Raw genomic sequence first — 21,370 nt, 5'->3', positions numbered from 1 at the left:
CTTATTCAATAAATTTGAATATAAACTATATAACTGAAAATTATGAATATTGTTGTTGTAGGCGCTGGAGGTGTTGGTGGCTATTTTGGGGCTAAACTAGCACAAGCAGGAAACGATGTCACTTTTATAGTTAGAGGGAAACATCTTGAAGCCATTCAAGCTAATGGTTTACAAATAAAAAGTATTGATGGGGATTTTACAGTACATCCTAAAGTAACAAATGATATCAATAGTATTGAAAGTCCAGATTTAATCATACTTGCAGTTAAATCTTGGCAAATAGAAGATATAGCTACACAGCTAAATAATATTATAGATTCACACACTATGATTTTACCATTGCAAAATGGTGCAGATAATGCCGATAGGTTGATGTCGATTTTACCAGCTAATAATGTGCTAGCAGGATTGTGTCGTATAGTAAGTAAAATAGAAGCTCCTGGAGTTATAAATCATTTTGCCTATAAACCAGAAATCGTTTTTGGCGAATATGATAATAGTAAAACCAAACGAATGGAAACTTTAAAAACTGTATTTGATAAAACAGGTTTTAAAAACTCATGGTCAGAAAATATTCAATTAGATATTTGGAAAAAGTTCTTGTTTATAACAATGATTAGTGGAATGGGAGCTATGACGCGTTCGGTATTTGGAGTGATGAGAAAAGACCAAAATGTGAGAGCATTAATTTATCAAACAGCTAATGAAATTGTAGCTGTTGCAAATGCTAAAGGCATTGTTTTAACAAGCAAACATATTGAAGTATATATGGCAGTTATTGATGATTTAGATTATAATACTACAGCATCTATGCAACGTGATATTATGAAAGGTAAACCAAGCGAGCTTCATAATTTTAACGGTTATATTGTTGGACAAGGTAAGTTGCTAAACATAGAAACACCAGTAAATACTTTTACTTATCATTGTTTATTGCCAATGGAAAATAAAGCGAGAGGTTTAGTTTAAAGCTTTCTTTCCTTTCTTTATGCTAATTAAGTACACGCCACAAAAAATCAATAAACAACTCAATACTTTAACAAGGTTAATATCTTGAGCATATTCTTTATGATTTAAAACATAAGCATAAATACTTACCATAATAAAACTTACTGCTGGTTGTAAATACACATAGCTTCCATTTACAGATGGAGACACGTAATTAAGCGCATATATATTAAATAGGTAAGCTAAAAAGGTAGTAAATACCACCACAAAACCAACAGCTAAATAGGTGTTAATACTCCAGCTAGCAAAGTCTGTAGCTAAAACATCGTTTATCCCAAATGGGAATACAAATAGAAACCCAAATAAAAACACCCAACTAATAACGGTTAACGAATTGTATTTTTTCATCAATGGTTTTACTATCACTAAGTACAAGCCATATGAACAAGCGTTTAAGAAAATAAATAAGTTCCCTAAAATAGAGCTTGTACCTCCAGATTTGTTGCCATAAGAAATCAATATTACAGCTCCAATACCTCCAATAATAAGTCCTAGTATTTTATTAGAAGTGATTTTTTCTTTCAGTATAATCGCACTAAAAATTAAAACTATTACAGGAATGGAAGTAATTATAATAGAAGCATCAATGGGAGACGTTAAATTTAAACCGTGAAAAAATAACAACTGATTGGTAGCAACTCCCAAAAGACCACATAATAACAATCTAGGATAATCTTTCTTTTCTATGTTTTCTTTGACAGTTGTTTTTAGTAGCCAAAATAAAAATATAGCACCTAAAACACGTACAAAAATAAAAGCCGAAGGCCCTATTTTGTTAGGCATAACACCTTTAGCTATAAGGTAATTAGCGCCATAAATTACGTTGGCGCCAAGTAAGGCTAAATGTGCTTTTAAAGTATTGTTTTTCAAGATGATTAATTTTTATCTTGGACGATTAAAACTTTGTGAGCTTTCAAAAGTAAATCTAATATTTTAGAAATAGTGATTCTACAAACATTAAATGCTATCTAGGGTTTTACAGTTTATATATTAAACGTAAATTTGCAACTTCTTAAAAACGATGATAATGAAGTACAATTTCAACGAAATTGAGGCCAAGTGGCAAAAGTATTGGGCAGACAACCAAACGTTTAAAGCTGAAAATAATTCAGAAAAACCTAAATATTATGTCTTAGATATGTTTCCTTATCCTTCGGGAGCAGGATTACACGTTGGACATCCACTAGGTTATATTGCTTCAGATATTTATGCACGTTATAAGCGTCATAAAGGGTTTAATGTATTGCACCCTCAAGGTTATGATAGTTTTGGATTACCAGCAGAACAATATGCCATTCAAACTGGGCAACATCCTGCAATTACTACCGAAACTAACATTACAACGTATCGTCGTCAGTTAGATCAAATCGGTTTTTCATTCGATTGGTCTAGAGAAGTACGTACAAGTAATCCAGAATATTATAAGTGGACACAATGGATTTTTATTCAATTATTTAACTCGTGGTATAATAATGATACAGCTAAATCTGAGGATATTTCAACATTAGTTTCTGTTTTTGAAACAGAAGGAAACGCTAACGTAAATACAACTTGTGATGATGATGTAACATTATTTTCTGCTGAAGACTGGAAGACATATACTTCGGAAGAACAACAAGAAATATTGCTTAAATACAGATTAACATATTTAGCTGAAACTGAAGTAAATTGGTGTCCAGCTTTAGGAACTGTTCTAGCAAATGACGAAATAGTAAATGGTGTGTCTGAACGTGGAGGACATCCTGTAGTTCGTAAAAAAATGACACAATGGTCTATGCGAATTTCTGCTTATGCTGAACGTTTACTACAAGGATTAGAAACCATTGATTGGACAGATTCGTTAAAGGAAAGTCAACGTAATTGGATTGGAAAATCTGTAGGAGCATCTGTGATTTTTAATGTAAAAGATTATGATGCTACAATTGAAGTTTTCACAACACGTCCTGATACTATTTTTGGTGTGAGTTTTATGACTTTAGCACCAGAGCATGACTTAGTATCTAAAATAACAACTGAAGCGCAAAAAGCTGAGGTAGAAGCTTACATTGAAGCCACTGCAAAACGTAGTGAGCGTGATCGTATGGCAGATGTAAAGACTATTTCGGGAGTTTTTACAGGGGCTTATGCTGAACATCCTTTTACTAAAGAGCCAATTCCAATTTGGATTGGAGATTATGTATTAGCAAGCTACGGAACAGGAGCAGTTATGGCTGTACCTTGTGGTGACCAACGTGATTACGATTTTGCTAAGCATTTTGGGATTGATATTCCAAACATTTTTGATGGTGTGGATATTTCTGAAGAAGCTTTTGCAGACAAAGACAACACAAAAATTGCTAATAGTGACTTCATTAACGGAATGAACTATAAAAAAGCAACCAAACGTGTTATTTATGAATTAGAGCAATTAGGACAAGGAGAAGGGAAAACCAATTACAGATTACGTGATGCTGTATTCTCGCGTCAACGTTATTGGGGAGAACCATTTCCAGTATATTATGTAAATGGAATGCCTCAAATGATAGATGCAAAATATTTACCAATTCAATTGCCAGAAGTAGAAAAATATTTACCAACCGAAACTGGTGAGCCACCATTAGGGAATGCTACTGTTTGGGCTTGGGACATAACAACTAATAGTGTTGTTGCAAACGATAAAATTAATAACGAAACAATTTTTCCATTAGAGTTAAATACAATGCCTGGGTGGGCAGGAAGCTCATGGTATTTTAATCGTTATATGGATGCTGGAAATACGGAAGCATTTGCAAGTCAAGACGCATTAAATTATTGGAAAGAAGTAGATTTATATATTGGTGGTAGCGAGCATGCTACTGGACATTTATTATATGCGCGTTTTTGGCAAAAATTCTTGTTTGATAAAGGAGTTGTTCCTGTGGATGAGTTTGCTAAAAAATTGATTAACCAAGGAATGATTTTAGGAACGAGTGCTTTTGTTCGTGAGCTAATTACTGATAATTCTGAAAAAATTTATCTTTCATCAGACTTTTTAGAAGGACCGAATTTTGTTGATTCAAACTCTCCAGAATGGGAAGAAGCTGAAAGAATTTTAGCTTCTAAGGGAGTTGATTTAGATAGAATTAATGATGACAATTCAAGATTGATACATATAGATGTTAATACTCTTAAAGGCAATACAGAAGTTGAACTTTTAAAATTAGAGAATTGGAGAGCTGAGTTTAAAGGAGCTACCTACATTAGAGGTAAGAATGGTGATTTTCATAGTAAAAGAGACGTTGAAAAAATGTCTAAATCTAAATTTAATGTTGTTAATCCAGATAACATTTGTGCTGAGTATGGCGCAGACTCTTTACGTTTATACGAAATGTTCTTAGGACCATTAGAGCAGTACAAGCCTTGGAATACAGCTGGTATTACTGGTGTGCATGGTTTCCTTAAAAAATTATGGAAATTGTACTTTAATGATGAAGGCTTAAAAGTAACTGATGTTGCTCCAACAAAAGATAACTTAAAGACTTTACATAAAACCATTAAAAAAGTAGAGGAAGATATTGAAAACTTCTCGTTTAACACATCAGTTTCTACATTTATGATTGCAGTTAATGAGCTAACAGCTCAAAAATGTACAAGTAAAGAAATTTTAGAACCTTTATTAGTATTAGTATCTCCTTATGCGCCTCATATTGCTGAGGAGTTGTGGAATGCTATAGGTAATGAAGGGTCTATTTCTACGGTTGATTTTCCAATTTTTGAAGCTAGTCATTTAGTTGAGAGTAGTAAGGAATATCCAATTTCGTTTAATGGTAAAATGCGTTTTAAACTAGAACTACCATTAGATATGAGTAAAGATGAAATTGAAAAAACAGTACTTGCTCACGAAAAAACACAAGCACAATTACAAGGTCGCGAACCTAAAAAAGTAATTGTGGTTCCTGGTAAAATTGTAAATATAGTAGGATAAAAAATATGCGGCTGAAACTAAATAAATTTAAAAAAATAGGTTTATTTGTTTTAGCTGCGCTTATTTTAACATCCATTTTAATGTGGTTGTTTGAAGAACGCTTTGATAAAGAAATATGGCATAATGAGCCATTAAAGCGTTACGAAATGGTCGATAACCTTATTGAGCAGCAACTTTTAATAGGGAAAACCAAAGAAGAAACTATCCTACTTTTAGGAACACCAAATTCTACTATATCTTTAGAACAAGATGTTTTTCTTTATGAAATAGGAGAAGCGCCTAGTTTTATGAAAACTAAGGGTGAACAATTACTTGTTACTTTCGAAAATCAAAAAGTAGTAAAAGTTGCATTAACTTATAAGTAATCAAACAAAAATGGCACAAATAGATTTTATAGAAATTATAGGTTTAACAGCAGCAACCTTAACTACCGCTGCTTTTTTACCACAAGTATATAAAACATGGAAAACCAAAGATGTGTCAGCATTGTCATTACCAATGTTAATATTATTTTTTACTGGTATTGTATTATGGTTGATATATGGTATTTATATTGATAGCCTATCAATGATTTTAGCAAATAGTATCACAATTGTGTCATCTTTTTTCTTGATGTATTTCAAGATTAAGTATCAAAATAAAAAGTAAAAGACTGACAAAATTTCTTAACGTTTGTTTGGCTTATTATTTGCTATAAATACTTTAAATTTATAATTCATTAAATAAAGATAATTATGGGAATTGGTTTAGAATATTACATCCTTATAGGTGGTATAATGTTGGTGAGTTGGTTAGTGAGTAATACACTTAAAAGAAAGTTTGCTCATTATTCAAGAGTGCAATTGCGAAATGGAATGAGTGGAGCAGAAATTGCTGAAAAGATGCTAGCAGACCATGGTATTTACGATGTAAAAGTAGTGTCTACTCCAGGACGTTTAACAGATCATTACAATCCAAAAGATAAAACGGTAAACTTAAGTGAAGCTGTATATAATCAAAGAAATGCAGCTGCAGCTGCTGTTGCTGCTCACGAATGTGGTCATGCTGTACAACATGCACAGGCTTATAGTTGGTTACAAATGCGTTCATCTTTAGTGCCAATAGTACAAGTATCTTCTGGATTATCACAATGGGTGATTATTGGAGGTTTAGCATTAATGGCTACCGAAGCTTTAGGAGCAGGTGGTTTATATGTAGCAATTGCTGGATTAGCTATGATGGGATTTGCAACCCTATTTAGTTTTATTACACTACCTGTTGAATACGATGCAAGTAATAGAGCTTTAGCTTGGTTACAAAACAAGCATATGGTTTCTCAAGAAGAATATAAAGGAGCAGAAGATGCGCTTAAATGGGCTGCTAGAACCTACTTAGTAGCTGCTATAGGAGCACTTGCTTCACTTTTATATTGGGCTTTTCAAATTTTAGGAAGAGACTAAAAAGGAAAGTTTTTAAAAAATATAAAAACCCTTCAAATTTATTTGAAGGGTTTTTTTGTACTACGTTTTAATACCTAATTTAATAGTTAGTAGAGTTACTTCATTATTTAGGTTAATCATTCATTTTATTAAACACGTTTTTATACGCTATAATTTACGCTTGTCAATCTTCAACTTTGTAATGTTCGATTATTGTTGCAACACTGTTGAATTAGGAGTAAGCTAAAAATCCTATTATAAAAGAGTAAGCATTTAACCAATTAATAATAATATTATGGCAAGAGTAAGTGTAACCAACATTCACGTTAACGTAAATAATTTTGCACCAGCATATAAAAGTGTTGGGTTAGGAGCAATACCTCCAGGAGTAAATGTATCAACAGTTGTAAAAACAATTGAAAAACAGCTTTTTAAAGATTTAGAAACTAATTGGCCAGCATCCTATTCAGATTTTGATAGTAGTCAAGAAGATAGTGCTATTATGGCACCTTGGAAAGATAATGTTCCAGGTACTGCTCCAAAATGTGTAACAGATGCTATTACGTTAGATTTTCAAAACTGGGAATTACCAGTAGATAAGCCTACAATAACAAACATTGCAAAAGAAATTACACAACAAATTTCTAACAATGGTGGTTTGTCAGGAACATTTTATGGAAAGACGCAAGTAGCAGGATCTGAAACTATTTATTGGGGAATTGGATTTGCGACAGCAGTTGTAGTTAATAGTCCTGAAGAAAAAGGAATAATTTATGTGTTTTCTGCATCATTAGGATTAAACTAATGTAGAGAGAACTAACCATAAGTTAGGTTTGAAAGGCTGGTTGATTTATTTCAATACAGCCTTTTTTATGGTTAAAATTTATTTAATTCTAATGATACTAGTTTATTTTCGATGGCGTAAATAACCAATCCAGCTACGTTTTTAGATTCTGTTTTTAATAATAAATTATTACGATGCCCTTCAACAGTTCTTGGGCTAATACACAAATCGTTTGCAATTTCGGTTGTCGTTTTTTGTAAACAAATATGCTGTAAAACCTCTTTTTCTCTTTTTGTAAAGAAAGTGTTGTCAAACTTTGATTTCATTTTTTTATCAGCAGGATTTATTAACCCTTCATGAATAAATGTCATTACTTGTGTGTCGTAATAAAACCCTTTTTGAGCAACTTCGTGAATAGTAGTTTGCATTAATTTTGGTGTGCTATTTTTAGCCAAATAAGCAACAGCACCAATAGAAATCATATTAATAATAAATGGTTTACTAAAGTAACTTGTAAGCGCAATAATTTTAATGTCTGGAAATTCTTTACGTATTAGTTTAGTAGCTTCAACACCATTTAATTCAGGCATTTTTAAATCTGTAATAACAATTTCGGGAAGTTCTTTACAGGATCTTAATTGTTGCATTAAGTCATTTCCATTTACTGCATCAAAAAGTATTTTCAGATTTTTAGATTTACTTAAAATGGCAATGAGCCCTTGTCTAAAAAGAAGTTCATCGTCTGCTATGGCTAAGGTGATAATTTTATTTTCCATTTGTAATGCTGTTTATAGTAAAGGTACTTCCTTTGTTTGGGGAACTATCTATAGTGAATTTACCATTAAGTATAGCAACTCTACTCTTTATGTTTTGTAAACCAATACCTATTTTTTCTTTTATAGTTGCAACGTCAAAACCAGAGCCATTATCGGTATAATGTAAAGTAAATCCATTTTTAGTTTGGTTTAGTAATGCGGATACTTTACTAGCTTTACCATGCCTAATAGAATTATTAATTAGTTCTTGTATAATCCTAAAAACGTGTAATTCGTTTGGCTTGCTAATATTAGTTAAGGCATCAATATTATATGCGATGCTTATTTTTTTACTTTTAGTGAATTCGTCAAATAACTCTTCTAAGGCAACTTTTAATCCAAATTTTTCTAAAACAGGAGGCATTAAATCATGTGCTATTTTTCTAGAACTTTCTAGTGTGTTTGTCGTAATATCAAGTATATGATTTAGTGCTTCTTTTTGAGAGCTACCAATGTTCTCCTCATCCAATAAAACATGAGTTGTTAAGCTTACTACATTTAGTTTAGAGCTAATAGCATCATGTAAATCTTGAGCAATTCGTTTGCGCTCACTTTCTTGAACATTAATAGTGGTTTGTAGTATTTTTTGCTGATGATTAAGTTTGATATTTATCTTTTCAATCTCTTTTTCAATAATTTTCTTTCTAGAATAATGGAAAAACAAGATAAGCCCAGTTGTAACTAGGACTAAAAAAATGATGCCATAAGCAAGGGCTCCAATTATTTGTTCTTGAGTGGCAAAATGTTCGTTTTCCATTCTATTAAAATTAATGACATGTATATAACATATAGTACTTTATTTAAAAACCAAATATGAGTTATTAATTCACTTTTATAACTAGCTAAATAATTTCCAAGTATATATATTAATGTACTTGTTGTAAGATATATTAATATTCCAGCATTAATGTACATAAATTTCCCCTTTTTAGACAATGAATTATATAAGTGAATCATAGAGAACACTACTAAAGGAAATGTTGTAATGAAAATTTCTAATGTATTAAATTTAAAAAAGAGGTGAGGCTTTATTAGGTACTGAATAATTAATATTATTGAAACGCTACCAATAACAATTGAGATATATTTTTTTTGATTTTGTTCAAATAGATTTCTGTAAAATACAGCTAGCATTATTAATTGTATCCAAAAATATAAATGCGATAAGTATAAGTTATTGATGCGATAATGCGCAAACACAATCCCAATTACTTGAATCGCACAAATACCTAATAAATACCAGCTAAAATATTTTAGAGCTATAGTGTCTTTATAGTTGCTATAGCTCTTTAAATATAATACTGTATTAACAAGTAGTAATAGAATTCCTAAATATTCAAAAAAGTCATCTACTAAGTTCATTAATTTAAATACTGGTTAAAAAAATAGAGGGCTGTTTGGATCACATTCGCTTGGGCATGGCGTAGTTAAATCAAAAGCGCCACTACCTATTGGATCGCCATTTCCAGCTACATTTCTTTCATCTTGAATAATGTCTCTATATGTAGAGCCATCTTTTTCGGTTCCTACAAGTATTAACTTGTCACCAAAACCATCTTTTTTATCTCTAAAATTAGGGTTTGTAGCCATATAAGCTCTTATTGCAGCATCAGGAATGTTGTTAACAATCATGTTGCCACTACTGTCTTCAGTAACTACCCCCATTTCTTTAAAGCACATAATTAAATCACCAATTGGGATTAAAAATGCTTTAGCCCTGTTTGTGTTTTCTTTTTGCCAAGTTTCTGCCCATAATTTAGCATCACTTAACGGAATACTTTTAGTTCCCATAAGTTATTGTTTTAGGTTTTTATAAATGTAGTAAAATCTTACATGATAAAAATAGGTGTTTTTACGTGATTTAACATTGGGTGATTGTACTGTTAAATATACTGATTGGTTCAGGTAATTTTACATACCAACTTAAAAAACAACAACTTATGGAAGATTACATTGGAACAATTACAGCTTTTGGCTTTGGTTTTACTCCTCGCGGATGGATGCCTTGTAATGGTCAACTTTTAGCAATTTCTCAAAACGAAACACTTTTCTCATTATTGGGAACAACTTATGGAGGTGATGGACGTACAACATTTGCTTTGCCTGATTTAAGAGGGACAGTACCAATTAGCCAAGGACAATCACCTGGTCATACTAATAGAAGGATAGGAGAAAAAGGCGGTTCAGAAACTAATACATTATCGGTTTCTCAAATGGCACCACACTCGCATGTAACAGATTTTAATGGACAAAATGTAAATGCAGTAGTAAGCATACCTAGTTTAAATGATGATGGTTCAAGTGATGAGTCTGAAGGAACTGTTTTGGCTAATCATACAGGAGCTTACGCACCTGCTAGTTCAGCCGATACTTCTCTTGCAGCATTTAATGCAGGAGTTTCAGGTACTGCACAATCAACACCTACTGGTAGTGGAACACCTATAAATAACATGCAACCATTTTTAACGCTTAATTATTGTATTTGCACAGTAGGTATTTATCCGCCACGAAACTAATTATTAGCATTTTATACATTTTTTATAATTATATATTAACATAAAAAAACAAAAACTCATGGAAGATTACATTGGAACAATTACAGCTTTTGGCTTTAATTTTACACCTCGCGGATGGATGCCTTGTAATGGGCAAATTTTAGCAATATCGCAATATACTGCACTTTTTTCCTTACTAGGAACAGTTTATGGAGGCGATGGCCGTACAACATTTGGGTTGCCTGACTTAAGAGGAACTGTACCAATTGGTCAAGGACAATCACCTGGGCATACTGATAGAAGGTTAGGTGCAAAAGGAGGCTCAGAAACTAATGTGTTATCGGTAGGGCAAATGCCACAGCATACACATGCTATAGATTTTAATGGACAAAATGTAAATGCAGCAGTAAGTATACCAAGTTTAAATGACGATGGTTCAAGTGATGAATCTGAAGGAACTGTTTTGGCAAATCATGCAGGAGCGTATGCACCTGCTAGTTCAGCCGATACTTCTCTTGCAGCATTTAATGCAGGAGTTTCTGGTACTGCACAATCAGCATCTACAGGAGGTGGAGCTGCTATAAATAACATGCAGCCTTTTTTAACACTTAACTATTGTATTTGTGTAGATGGAATTTATCCGCCTAGAAATTAAAAAAACCTAAGAGTAAGTAGACTTAAACCCTACTTACTCTTATAAATCTAACTTATAAAATAATATTATGAAGAAAAAATTACTTTCATTTTTAGCATTTAGCTTTGTTGTGTTAACAAATATAAATGCACAATTTGCTTTAGGAGATATTGCTTTTTCAGCATATAACTCCGAAACAGCTGCAAATTTACCAGCTGGAACTAATGTGGACTCGTTTACAATAGTGTTATTGCGAGATGTAACTGCAGGTGAAGAAATTTCATTTACTGAAAATGGATGGTTTGCAGCTGGAGGTTTTAGATCTGGAGAAAATACAACAACGTTAACTTTTGGAAGTTCTTATAGCGAGGGTATGCAAATTATGATTTCTGCAGATCCTTTTGTTGCTTTAGATCAAAATAATAGTTCGGCTGGAACTTTAACTGGTAATCCATTAAGTCTAGCAACAGGAGGTGATCAAATTTTTGCTTATAATCCAAGTAATATGCCAACAGCTGGTGATGAATCTGGTTTTATTGCTGCGATACATATGAATGGTGATTGGGACGCTGATTCTTCATCATCAACAACTTCTGCAAAGCCAAGTGTTTTTACAGATGGTGTGAACTCTATTTCTATAAACCCTGAAGTAGATAATGCTAGATTAGCAAGTACTAATTGTAATGATTACACTGATGTTGATTCTCTTCGAGCTTTATTAAATGATGCTTCAAAATGGGAAACTAATAATTCAGTAGGATATCAACACATACCAGCTGTATGCGATTTTTTAGGAACACTTTCGTCTACAAATTTTGATATTTCTGAACTAAGTGTTTTTCCAAATCCTGCAAAAAATCAACTTACAATTAAATCTACGAGAACTAATATTAGTTTTAATAATATAAGTATTGTTAATGTTACAGGTAAAACTGTATTAAAACTAAAGGACTATTCGGTAAATAATACAATTGATGTGTCTTCATTATCAAGTGGTGTTTATTTGCTTAAAATTGAAGTAGAAGGCTCTTTAGTTATAAAGAAATTTGTTAAGAATTAATTAGTAAGGCTAACCAACTAAAATAAAAGAGCAGCTATAAGCTGCTCTTTTTATATTTTTATTTGTCTATTTAATTGCTGATCTAAAGAAATAAAAGTTTCAGTTCTTGACACACCTGAAATAGTTTGTATTTCTCTATTAAGGACATGCATTAAATGTTCATTATCCTTACAGAGCACTTTTATTAAAATACTCCAATTCCCTGTTGTATAATGGCACTCTAAAACTTCAGGTATTTTTTTGAGTTGCTTAACAGCATCAGGATTATTCATAGCTTTATCTAAAAAAACACCTATAAAAGCCATAGTTGTATAACCTAAAACTTTAGGATTAATTATAAATTTAGATCCTGAAATAAGCTTAGCTTTTTCTAGCTTACGTAATCTTTGATGAATAGCAGCACCAGAAACGCCAACACTTCTTGCAATTTCTAAAATGGGTGTTCTTGCATCCTCCATAAGTGCACGAAGAATTTTTTTATCAATACCATCAATCTGCAAGTTTTGATTTATAATTTTCACAACTTTTTTATTTTAAAATACAAGTTAAAATTAAGGAATTGATTTTAATATGTAAGCTCACTTCAAATATTTAAAGCATTATATCCAAAATAAGGCACTTCTTTTTCATGAAACTCTATACCATAATCTTCTAACTCTCTTAAAATTGGTTCGTATACCTCTTTTGTAATAGGAATTTGAACTCCTGGGGTTGTTATTTTCTCATTTAAAATTGCTAATGTGGCAATGGCTACAGGTAAACCTACGGTTTTTGCCATAGCTGTATAAGTTTGATCATCACCAATACAAACCATAGTAGCATCAATTTGATGTTTTTTACCATAAAGTTGATATCCAAACTTATGATACATAACAATCATATCTTTATCATCTTCATTAAGTGTCCAGGTATCCATAAGTATTTTTTGAAGTGCTTGAGCAGGAGTCGCTTGTTTTATTCCAATCATTTTAGTAGCACTAAAAATATCAAGTTCTTCTAGTTTTTCCCAAACTATGTCATCTTGATCAATTTTTAACTGATGTCTAAATTTAAGTTCAACAGAATCTGTAGGACTATATGGTAAAAAAGCATTAATATAATCACGATAACTCATGTTTTCGCTATCATCAATAGTGTAGCTGTCATCTGTCATTCCTAATAAAACAAACATTTGCCACGCTCTACTGTAGCCAACGCGACGCATAGTACCTCTATAAAGTGTTTTAGCATTATCTAATCCATAGGCTTGCTGATACTTTAAAGAGTCTCTATTTGCATAAGCTTCAAAACGACCATAACCTTCGACTTCTAAAAACTCTGTACGTCTAAATAATCTATGGTATGGAATATATTTATAAGTGCCTTCTTGTAAAAATTTTGCGGCTCCACCTTGTCCAGCAACCACTACATTTCTTGGATTCCAAGTGAATTTGTAGTTCCATAAATTATTGTCACTTTCTGGGGCAACTAAACCACCTGTAAAAGATTCGAATAAAATAATTTCTCCTCCTTTATCTCTTATGTTGTCAATAACTTGCATTGCACTCATATGGTCTATACCAGGATCAACACCTATTTCATTCATAAATATCAAACCTTTTTCGGTAACAGCTTCATTCAGGGCTTGCATTTCTTTACTTACGTACGATGCAGTAACCATGTTTTTACCATATGTTACACAATCTTTGGCAACTTCTATATGAAACCTTGCAGGAAGCATGGACACAACAATGTCTGAGTTTTTTATAGCTTCAGTACGTGATTTTTCGTTAAAAACATCTAAAACAATAGCATTTGCTCTTGGATTTTGTCCAATTAGTTTTTGAGCATTCTCAATATTAATATCGCCAATTGTTATATGTAAATTTTCAGATTCTGCTTTATCTAAAAAGTATTTTATAAGGTAGGAAGAAGATTTTCCAGAACCAATTACTAAAATCTTTCGCATAGTGAAAATAGTTATTTAATTTTGTTTATGTGATGTCACGAATGTAGTGAAATGTTGAGGTTCTAAAAACTTAAAATTCAAAAATAATTATGAACAAAAAAATATTAATACTTGCCTGTTTATTAGGAATGTTAGCGGTCGTGTTGGGAGCATTTGCAGCTCATGGATTAGAAAAAATGGTTGATGCTGCTGCTATAGATAGTTTTAAAACGGGAGTAAGGTATCAAATGTATCATGCTATTTTTTTATTGTTTGTAGGTTCAAGTAATTATGTGAGTGAAAAATCAAAAAAAACAATTTTCTATTTAGTGCTTATAGGAGTATTATTTTTTTCAGGTTCGATATATGGATTAGCTACAAATGATTATTCTGGCTTTAATTTTAAGACTATAGCATTAATAACTCCAGTTGGAGGTCTTTTACTTATTAGTGCTTGGTTGGTTATGTTGATAAATATGTTGAAGATAAAGACAGAATAAGTTTAAAATAAACCTCGTTTCAGTAAAAAATTATATTTTTGCAAGATAAACAAACACAATATTATGGTGGAAAACGACCAAGTTACGAAAACGATTTCGCTTGAAAACTACGGAATTAAAAACGCAAAGGTTCATTATCAATTAACATCTGAGCAATTACATGCTGAAGCCATTCAAAAAGGAATGGGTAAAGAAACCAATAATGGGACTTTAGCTATTAACACTGGTAAATTTACTGGTAGATCACCTCAAGACCGTTTTTTGGTTAAAGATGATTATACAGCGGATAAAGTATGGTGGGGAGACATCAACAAACCTGTCTCACCAGAGAATTTTGATAGATTACAAAACAATATAGTAGAGTACCTTTCTGGAAAAGAATTGTATGCTAGAGACGGTTATGTATGTGCCGATCCTAAATATAAAATGAACGTTAGAACCATTACTGAATATCCTTGGTCTAATATGTTTGTTTATAATATGTTTCTTCGTCCTGATACTTCAGAATTAGAGAATTTTGAAGAAGAATGGTTAGTATTATGTGCACCAGGATATGAATGTCCAGATCCTGAGGCTTATGGTATTCGCCAAGGGAATTTCTCTATACTAAACTTTACTAAAAAGGTAGCTTTAGTAGGAGGTTCTGCATATACAGGAGAAATGAAAAAAGGTATTTTCTCTGCTTTAAACATGATTTTACCAACTGATAAGAATGTATTGCCAATGCACTGTTCTGCAAATGTTGGTGAAGATGGCGATACAGCTATTTTCTTTGGATTATCTGGAACAGGAAAAACAACCTTATCTGCAGACCCTAAACGTAAGTTAATTGGTGATGATGAGCATGGTTGGACTGCTGAAAATACAATTTTCAATTTTGAAGGTGGTTGTTATGCAAAAGTGATTGACTTAACTGAAGAAAAGGAACCAGACATTTTTAGAGCTATCAAGCCTGGAGCTATTTTAGAGAATGTTATTTTTAAAGACAATGGTGAGGTTGATTATATGGATAGCACTATTACACAAAACACACGTGTGAGTTACCCTATATATCATATTGATAATATTCAACAACCATCATATGCTGGTAATCCAAAAAACATTTTCTTTTTAACTGCTGATGCATTTGGTGTATTACCTCCAGTCTCTAAGTTAACTCCTGGTCAAGCTGCGTATCATTTTATTTCTGGTTATACAGCAAAAGTAGCAGGAACAGAAGCTGGAATTACAGAACCTGTACCATCATTCTCTGCTTGTTTTGGAGCACCATTTATGCCATTACACCCAACAAAATATGCTGACATGTTAAGCAAGAAAATGACTGAAGCTGGCGTTAATGTATGGCTAATAAATACAGGATGGACTGGTGGTCCTTATGGCGTTGGTAGTAGAATGAAGCTTAAGTACACAAGAGCGATGATTACTGCTGCAATGAATGGAGATTTAGATAATGTATCGTATAGAAATCACTCTATTTTTAAAGTAGCTATACCTAATACATGTCCTAATGTTCCAGATGAGGTATTAAGCCCAAGAGGTACTTGGAATAATGACGAAGGATATTATGAAATGGCAGACAAGCTTGCTAAATTTTTCCAAGAAAACTTTAAGCAATTTGAAGAGTTTGCTAGTGATGAGATAATGGAAGGAGCTCCAATAGTGAGATAACTTTTAGTAGATAAATAAAAAAAGCGCAATTCTTAGAATTGCGCTTTTTTTTATAACTAATTTTATAGTCTTATTTTTTATTAGCACTTTCAATATACTTCTCCAAGGCCATTGTCATAGATGGTGTTTCAGGAGTTGGAGCTGCTATATCTACTCTCAAGCCTTTGTTCTCAACTGCTTTAATGGTCGTGTTGCCAAAAACAGCAATTCTAGTATCGTTTTGTTTAAAGTCTGGGAAATTATGGAATAGAGATTCAATTCCTGAAGGACTAAAAAACACAAGAATATCGTAATAAACATCAGCTAAATCAGATAAATCACTAATTACTGTCTTGTAAAATGTAGCCTTTTTCCAGTTTATACCTAAATCATCTAATGTTTTTGGAACTAAAGGTTTAAGCTTATCTGTAGTTGGTAATAAAAATGTTTCATCTTTATATTTTTTGATAAGCGGAGATAATTCAGCAAAAGTACGTTTACCAACATAAATTTTACGTTTTCTATATACAACATACTTTTGAAGGTAGTAAGCTACAGCTTCAGACTGACAAAAATATTTCATTGTATCTGGAACTTTAAAACGCATTTCTTCAGCAACTCTAAAGAAATGATCTACGGCATTTCTGCTAGTTAAAATAATTGCTGTATAATTACTTAAATCGACCTTTTGTAGTCTAACTTCTTTTGCAGAAACACCTTCAACATGAATAAAAGGTCTAAAATCTATTTTTACCTTTTGTTTATCTTGTAAATCAAAATAAGGAGAATTTTCTACTTTAGGTTCTGGTTGAGAAACCAAGATTGTTTTAACTTTCATAGGTTGCGTTATCTTTTTCTTTTTTACTAATTGTAGTTAAAAAGCTTATATAAAATAATATAAGGTCCAATTTCGAGAGCGCAAAGATACAAAATAAAATAGAATAAGTTGTTTAAAATCACCTTTTGATGAGTTTTTACTGACGTAAAAAAGCCCAAAAAGCTAATTAAACCCAAAATGAGGATTGCAGAATAAATTAGTGTTGAGTTAGGGGAAGTGCTAAATATTAAGATGATATTAATAGGCAATAAGACTAATCCTAAATAGTTTTTATAATTTATTTTTTGAAATAAATAAGAATCAATTAATTGATCTATCTCAAAAAGACTGCCAATAAGCCTTTCAATTAAGACCTTTATTAATATTAGACCACTAAGACCAAGAAATACTTTTAGAAATAATTGAATGTCAAAAATTAAAGGGTTTAAAAAAAAGTTGTAACAAATAAACCCAAAAACCACAAGGTTAATAGCTTGGTTTATAAATAATAAAGCATCAAATTGATCGATGAATTTTTGATCGCGAGCATATATTTTTAAGTAATTTGAATTAATTACTATTCCTAAAAAATCATTAAATCTACTAAAAGAAATAGCTTTAGCTAGTGTTAAAATTGCTATACAGGTAACAATTAAAACAGTAAGCCATTCGTTAGATATTAGTTCTCTTAGCATGTTTGCAAAATTATGAAGAATATTTCTATAAAATTAATACTATAAATAACTTACTTTTGCTAAAATTTTATTTTAATGAAAGATGCTGTAGTCATTATACCAACTTATAATGAAATTGAAAATATTGAGTCTATAATTAGAACAGTATTTTCATTGGATAATGATATACATATTCTTATTGTTGATGATAATTCCCCAGATTTAACAGGTTTAAAGGTAAAAGAGCTGCAAAAGGATTATCAAGATAGATTACATTTAGAAACGCGAAAACAAAAGTCGGGTTTAGGTACAGCATATATATATGGTTTCAAATGGTGCTTAAAAAGATATTATCAATATATTTTTGAAATGGATGCCGATTTTTCTCATAATCCAAATGATCTTGAAAGGCTGTATAATGCTTGTCATGTTGAAGGAGCAGATTTGGCCATAGGTTCGCGTTACATAGGAAATAAAATTAATGTTGTTAATTGGGATATAAAGCGTGTATTATTGTCATACTTTGCATCAAGATATGTTAGGTTTATAACTCGTATGCCAATTGCTGATACAACTGCTGGTTACGTTTGTTACAAACGACATGTATTGGAGAGTATAGAGCTAGATAAAATAAAATTTGTTGGCTATGCATTCCAAATAGAAATGAAGTTTAAATCGTACTTAAGGAAATTCAAGATAGTAGAAGTCCCTGTGATATTTACAGATAGAACTAAAGGCGAATCAAAATTAAGCGGAGGAATAATATCTGAAGCTATTTTTGGAGTGATTACAATGAAAATTAAAAGTTTATTCGGAAAGAAATAGATATGAGCAAACAAACTGTATTAATAAAAAACGCAAGAATCGTTAATGAAGGTAATATCTTTAATGGAGATATTTTAATTGAAGATGATTTAATTGTAGATATAGCAGAATCTATAAGTGCAAAATCACCAGATGTTCAAGTTTATGATGCTGAAAATAGTTTTGTGTTACCTGGAGTAATAGATGATCAGGTACACTTTAGAGAACCAGGATTAACTCATAAAGCAAATATAGAAACTGAATCTAAGGCAGCTATTGCTGGTGGAATTACCAGTTTTATTGAAATGCCCAATACAAATCCTCAAACTACTACTATAGAAAAGTTAGAAGATAAATTTGAGATAGCTTCAAAGACATCGTATGCTAATTATTCTTTTATGTTTGGAGGTACAAATGATAATTTGGACGAAATTTTAAAACTAGACCCAAACAGTGTTGCAGGACTTAAATTGTTTTTAGGATCGTCAACAGGAAATATGTTAGTTGATAATCCAGAAGTTTTAGAAAAAATATTTTCTAGTACAGATTTAGTAATTTCTGTTCACTGTGAAGATGAAGGCACTATTAGAAAAAACACAGCAGAGTATGTAGAAAAATATGGAGAGAATATTCCAGTAAAATACCATCCAATTATAAGGAGTGAAGAAGCTTGTTACTTGTCATCTTCAAAAGCAATAGAATTGGCTAAAAAGACTGGAGCAAGGTTGCATGTATTTCATTTGTCTACAGGAAAGGAGACAAAGTTGTTTACTAATAAAGTTCCTTTAAAAGATAAAAAGATAACAGCTGAAGTTTGCGTACATCATTTATGGTTTACTGATAAAGATTATGAAAAGAAGGGTACATTAATAAAATGGAATCCAGCTGTAAAAACGCAAAAAGATAAAGATCAATTATGGGAAGCGTTATTAGACGACAGAATTGACGTTATTGCAACCGATCATGCTCCACATACATTAGAAGAAAAACAAAATGTTTATACAAAGGCACCATCTGGAGGTCCATTGGTTCAACATGCTTTGGTAGCTATAATGGAAGCTTATCATGAAGGGAAGATTAGTATTGAAAAATTGGTGGAGAAAATGTGTCATAACCCAGCTATTTTATTTCAAGTAGAAAAGAGAGGTTACTTGAAAAAAGGTTATTTTGCTGATTTAGTAGTAGTGAACCCAAATAACCCTTGGACTGTAAATAAAGATAATGTACTTTATAAGTGTGGATGGTCACCATTTGAAGGAACCACGTTTAAGTCTAGAATTACTCATACTTTTATAAATGGTAAGCTAGTGTATAATAATTTTAAAGTGACTAACGTTAAAGCAGCAAAAAGACTTACTTTTGATAGATAATGATTAAAAGATTAACATATATTACTTTTTTATTTCTGTTTTTGGTGTCATGTCAAAAAAATGAGGTGAATAAACCAAAAAGGCCAGATAACTTAATCTCAAAGGGTAAAATGGTAGAGATTATTTATGATATGTCCTTAATAACTGTTGCTAAAGGAGTAAACAAAAGATTGTTAGAAGAAAGTAAATTTAACCCTAAGAAGTATGTCTATGATAAATACGGAATAGATAGTCTCCAGTTTGTCGAAAGTAATAACTATTATGCATACAACCTTAAAGAGTATGATGAAATTTACACACAAGTAAAAGAAAAGTTAAATAAGGAAAAAGAGAAATATAATAAAGCGATAGATGCTGAGAAAAAATCAAATGACTCACTAAAAGCTATAGGAGAAAAAAGAAAAGTAAAGTTAGATAGTACTAGAAAATTAAAGAAAAGAGAAAGAAAAAAAATTAAGAATAAACCTCTAATAGCTGTTGACTCGTCTCGTGTATCGACACGTCAATAGGCTTTAATTGTAACTCTAAAGTATCAACTAGCTTTTTGTTTGAGTAATAAGATTTTCTTGATACTGTTTCTGTCATTTTCTTAGTTAAACGTCGTCTTTTTCCTGTTAGTTTTTGTCTAAGCCAATCTAATCTCCAAGCTATTTGAAGTAAATTCTTGGAAGCTTCTTTAGTAGGTGCTTTTACATTTAAAGCATTAGCTGTTTTGACGGTAAAATCTTTAAACGATAAACTCTCTGAAACAATAATATAACGTTCGTTTTTAATAGGTTTGTTCATTAATAAAACCATACTGTTAACAACATCCATAACATCAATGTACCCTGTAACTCCAGTGGTGTAATGCGATAATCCTTTATAAACTCTTTTAAATAAACTACCACTTCCTGAGTGCCAAAATCCACCTCCAAGAATTATTCCTGGATTAACAACTACAGCATCAATACCTTCTTGAGTTCCTCTCCATATTTCCATTTCAGCACCATATTTAGTAATTGCATATACATTATGGTCTTCCTCAGGATTCCAATGTGTTTCTTCTGTAATTAAATTACCATTGTCATTATGACCAATGGTAGCTATAGAGCTTACATAGCAAAGTTTTTTTATATTGTTGCTTATGCATAAGTTTACAATATTTGCAGTTCCAAAAATATTGGTCTGCCTTAATTCATGATAATCTTTTTCATCAAAAGAAATAAATGCAGCACAGTGGTAAACATATTCAATATCAATAAAGGCTTCTTCTAATAGAGGAATGTTATTTAGATGAGCTTCAACCCATTCAATTTTTGAAAATTGTGATTCAACATCATCTGAAAAATAAGAAAAGATATGTTTTGTTTTTTCTATTTTGGTTTTGCTTCTATAAATTGCTCGTACTTTACTTTCTGATTGAGTTAATTTATATAATAAATAACTACCAACTAACCCTGTTCCGCCTGTAACTAATATCATAGTACTAAAT

At 31.6% G+C, this 21,370-nt stretch carries 24 protein-coding genes; 14 read left to right on the top strand and 10 right to left on the bottom strand.

Going from position 1 to position 21,370, the window contains the following annotated elements:
- Positions 1-42 precede the first annotated feature (42 nt).
- Positions 43-969, top strand: coding sequence for a ketopantoate reductase family protein (locus tag ACLII3_RS04675; RefSeq protein ID WP_412986876.1), 927 nt, complete (start codon positions 43-45; stop codon positions 967-969).
- Here the strand turns inward: ACLII3_RS04675 and ACLII3_RS04670 are convergent.
- Entirely contained in the window at positions 961-1,878 is a 918-nt protein-coding gene (locus ACLII3_RS04670) for a DMT family transporter (RefSeq protein ID WP_412986875.1), read from the bottom strand. The genes ACLII3_RS04675 and ACLII3_RS04670 overlap by 9 nt on opposite strands.
- A 157-nt stretch (positions 1,879-2,035) precedes the next feature.
- Between ACLII3_RS04670 and ACLII3_RS04665 the strand changes: the two genes are divergently transcribed.
- From ACLII3_RS04665 to ACLII3_RS04645, 5 genes are all read left to right on the top strand, one after another.
- The gene (locus tag ACLII3_RS04665) at positions 2,036-4,951 is read left to right on the top strand and encodes a leucine--tRNA ligase (RefSeq protein ID WP_412986873.1); all 2,916 of its coding nucleotides are present in this window, start codon (positions 2,036-2,038) and stop codon (positions 4,949-4,951) included.
- A 5-nt stretch (positions 4,952-4,956) separates the two neighbouring features.
- Positions 4,957-5,316 carry a hypothetical protein gene (locus tag ACLII3_RS04660; protein ID WP_412986872.1) on the top strand — a complete coding sequence of 120 codons (360 nt, stop codon included), beginning with the start codon at positions 4,957-4,959 and terminating at the stop codon, positions 5,314-5,316.
- A 10-nt stretch (positions 5,317-5,326) separates the two neighbouring features.
- Positions 5,327-5,599 carry a SemiSWEET family sugar transporter gene (locus ACLII3_RS04655; RefSeq protein WP_412986871.1) on the top strand — a complete coding sequence of 91 codons (273 nt, stop codon included), beginning with the start codon at positions 5,327-5,329 and terminating at the stop codon, positions 5,597-5,599.
- 86 nt (positions 5,600-5,685) lie between these two features.
- Positions 5,686-6,390 carry a zinc metallopeptidase gene (locus ACLII3_RS04650; protein WP_412986869.1) on the top strand — a complete coding sequence of 235 codons (705 nt, stop codon included), beginning with the start codon at positions 5,686-5,688 and terminating at the stop codon, positions 6,388-6,390.
- Between the two features lie 274 nt (positions 6,391-6,664).
- Positions 6,665-7,174, top strand: coding sequence for a hypothetical protein (locus tag ACLII3_RS04645; protein WP_412986867.1), 510 nt, complete (start codon positions 6,665-6,667; stop codon positions 7,172-7,174).
- Positions 7,175-7,245: 71 nt separating this feature from the next.
- On the opposite strand, the gene ACLII3_RS04640 is transcribed toward ACLII3_RS04645, so the two are convergent.
- From ACLII3_RS04640 to ACLII3_RS04625, 4 genes are read right to left on the bottom strand one after another with little or no spacing between them, the layout of a single operon-like run.
- Positions 7,246-7,929 carry a response regulator gene (locus ACLII3_RS04640; RefSeq protein WP_412986866.1) on the bottom strand — a complete coding sequence of 228 codons (684 nt, stop codon included), beginning with the start codon at positions 7,927-7,929 and terminating at the stop codon, positions 7,246-7,248.
- Complete coding sequence (locus ACLII3_RS04635; protein WP_412986864.1) at positions 7,919-8,725, bottom strand: sensor histidine kinase; 807 nt, start codon at positions 8,723-8,725, stop codon at positions 7,919-7,921. Before ACLII3_RS04635 ends, ACLII3_RS04640 begins: the two co-directional genes overlap by 11 nt.
- On the bottom strand, positions 8,689-9,330 hold the full coding sequence (locus ACLII3_RS04630) for a hypothetical protein (RefSeq protein WP_412986863.1): 642 nt from the start codon (positions 9,328-9,330) through the stop codon (positions 8,689-8,691). The genes ACLII3_RS04635 and ACLII3_RS04630 overlap by 37 nt, the downstream gene beginning before the upstream one ends.
- A gap of 15 nt (positions 9,331-9,345) precedes the next feature.
- Positions 9,346-9,759: a hypothetical protein gene (locus ACLII3_RS04625; RefSeq protein ID WP_412986861.1), complete on the bottom strand. Its 414-nt coding sequence runs from the start codon at positions 9,757-9,759 to the stop codon at positions 9,346-9,348.
- 149 nt (positions 9,760-9,908) lie between these two features.
- On the opposite strand from ACLII3_RS04625, the gene ACLII3_RS04620 reads away from it, so the two are divergent.
- From ACLII3_RS04620 to ACLII3_RS04610, 3 genes are all read left to right on the top strand, one after another.
- On the top strand, positions 9,909-10,484 hold the full coding sequence (locus ACLII3_RS04620) for a phage tail protein (protein ID WP_412986859.1): 576 nt from the start codon (positions 9,909-9,911) through the stop codon (positions 10,482-10,484).
- A gap of 58 nt (positions 10,485-10,542) precedes the next feature.
- Entirely contained in the window at positions 10,543-11,118 is a 576-nt protein-coding gene (locus tag ACLII3_RS04615) for a phage tail protein (protein WP_412986857.1), read from the top strand.
- A 67-nt stretch (positions 11,119-11,185) separates the two neighbouring features.
- The gene (locus tag ACLII3_RS04610; protein ID WP_412986855.1) at positions 11,186-12,157 is read left to right on the top strand and encodes a T9SS type A sorting domain-containing protein; all 972 of its coding nucleotides are present in this window, start codon (positions 11,186-11,188) and stop codon (positions 12,155-12,157) included.
- A 50-nt stretch (positions 12,158-12,207) separates the two neighbouring features.
- Here the strand turns inward: ACLII3_RS04610 and ACLII3_RS04605 are convergent, their stop codons facing one another.
- Both ACLII3_RS04605 and ACLII3_RS04600 read right to left on the bottom strand, forming a co-directional pair.
- Positions 12,208-12,678, bottom strand: a complete 471-nt coding sequence (locus ACLII3_RS04605; protein ID WP_412986853.1) for an Lrp/AsnC ligand binding domain-containing protein — start codon at positions 12,676-12,678, stop codon at positions 12,208-12,210.
- 62 nt (positions 12,679-12,740) lie between these two features.
- Positions 12,741-14,105, bottom strand: a complete 1,365-nt coding sequence (locus ACLII3_RS04600) for a saccharopine dehydrogenase family protein (RefSeq protein WP_412986852.1) — start codon at positions 14,103-14,105, stop codon at positions 12,741-12,743.
- A gap of 89 nt (positions 14,106-14,194) precedes the next feature.
- On the opposite strand from ACLII3_RS04600, the gene ACLII3_RS04595 reads away from it, so the two are divergent.
- Positions 14,195-14,584, top strand: coding sequence for a DUF423 domain-containing protein (locus ACLII3_RS04595; RefSeq protein ID WP_412986850.1), 390 nt, complete (start codon positions 14,195-14,197; stop codon positions 14,582-14,584).
- 63 nt (positions 14,585-14,647) lie between these two features.
- Complete coding sequence (pckA, locus tag ACLII3_RS04590) at positions 14,648-16,252, top strand: phosphoenolpyruvate carboxykinase (ATP) (protein ID WP_412986849.1); 1,605 nt, start codon at positions 14,648-14,650, stop codon at positions 16,250-16,252.
- A gap of 70 nt (positions 16,253-16,322) precedes the next feature.
- Here pckA and ACLII3_RS04585 read toward each other — a convergent pair whose 3' ends face one another.
- Positions 16,323-17,069: a uroporphyrinogen-III synthase gene (locus tag ACLII3_RS04585; RefSeq protein ID WP_412986847.1), complete on the bottom strand. Its 747-nt coding sequence runs from the start codon at positions 17,067-17,069 to the stop codon at positions 16,323-16,325.
- 26 nt (positions 17,070-17,095) lie between these two features.
- Positions 17,096-17,743, bottom strand: a complete 648-nt coding sequence (locus ACLII3_RS04580; RefSeq protein WP_412986845.1) for a DUF4271 domain-containing protein — start codon at positions 17,741-17,743, stop codon at positions 17,096-17,098.
- A gap of 75 nt (positions 17,744-17,818) precedes the next feature.
- On the opposite strand from ACLII3_RS04580, the gene ACLII3_RS04575 reads away from it, so the two are divergent.
- Genes ACLII3_RS04575 through ACLII3_RS04565 form a run of 3 tightly spaced genes read left to right on the top strand, consistent with a single transcriptional unit; the run spans position 17,819 to position 20,405 of the window.
- Positions 17,819-18,547, top strand: a complete 729-nt coding sequence (locus ACLII3_RS04575) for a polyprenol monophosphomannose synthase (RefSeq protein WP_412986842.1) — start codon at positions 17,819-17,821, stop codon at positions 18,545-18,547.
- 2 nt (positions 18,548-18,549) lie between these two features.
- Positions 18,550-19,896 (top strand): dihydroorotase, encoded by a 1,347-nt coding sequence (locus tag ACLII3_RS04570; protein ID WP_412986841.1) that lies wholly within the window; start codon positions 18,550-18,552, stop codon positions 19,894-19,896.
- The gene (locus ACLII3_RS04565; protein WP_412986839.1) at positions 19,896-20,405 is read left to right on the top strand and encodes a DUF4296 domain-containing protein; all 510 of its coding nucleotides are present in this window, start codon (positions 19,896-19,898) and stop codon (positions 20,403-20,405) included. Before ACLII3_RS04570 ends, ACLII3_RS04565 begins: the two co-directional genes overlap by 1 nt.
- On the opposite strand, the gene ACLII3_RS04560 is transcribed toward ACLII3_RS04565, so the two are convergent.
- Positions 20,350-21,360 carry an SDR family oxidoreductase gene (locus tag ACLII3_RS04560; protein WP_412986837.1) on the bottom strand — a complete coding sequence of 337 codons (1,011 nt, stop codon included), beginning with the start codon at positions 21,358-21,360 and terminating at the stop codon, positions 20,350-20,352. The genes ACLII3_RS04565 and ACLII3_RS04560 overlap by 56 nt on opposite strands.
- Between the last annotated feature and the right edge of the window lie 10 nt (positions 21,361-21,370).

The sequence above is a fragment of the Pontimicrobium sp. IMCC45349 genome, from assembly GCF_047219225.1.
Lineage (GTDB): Bacteria > Bacteroidota > Bacteroidia > Flavobacteriales > Flavobacteriaceae > IMCC45349.
Note: the sequence above shows the minus strand (reverse complement) of the source record. Positions and strands in the feature narration are given on the sequence as shown.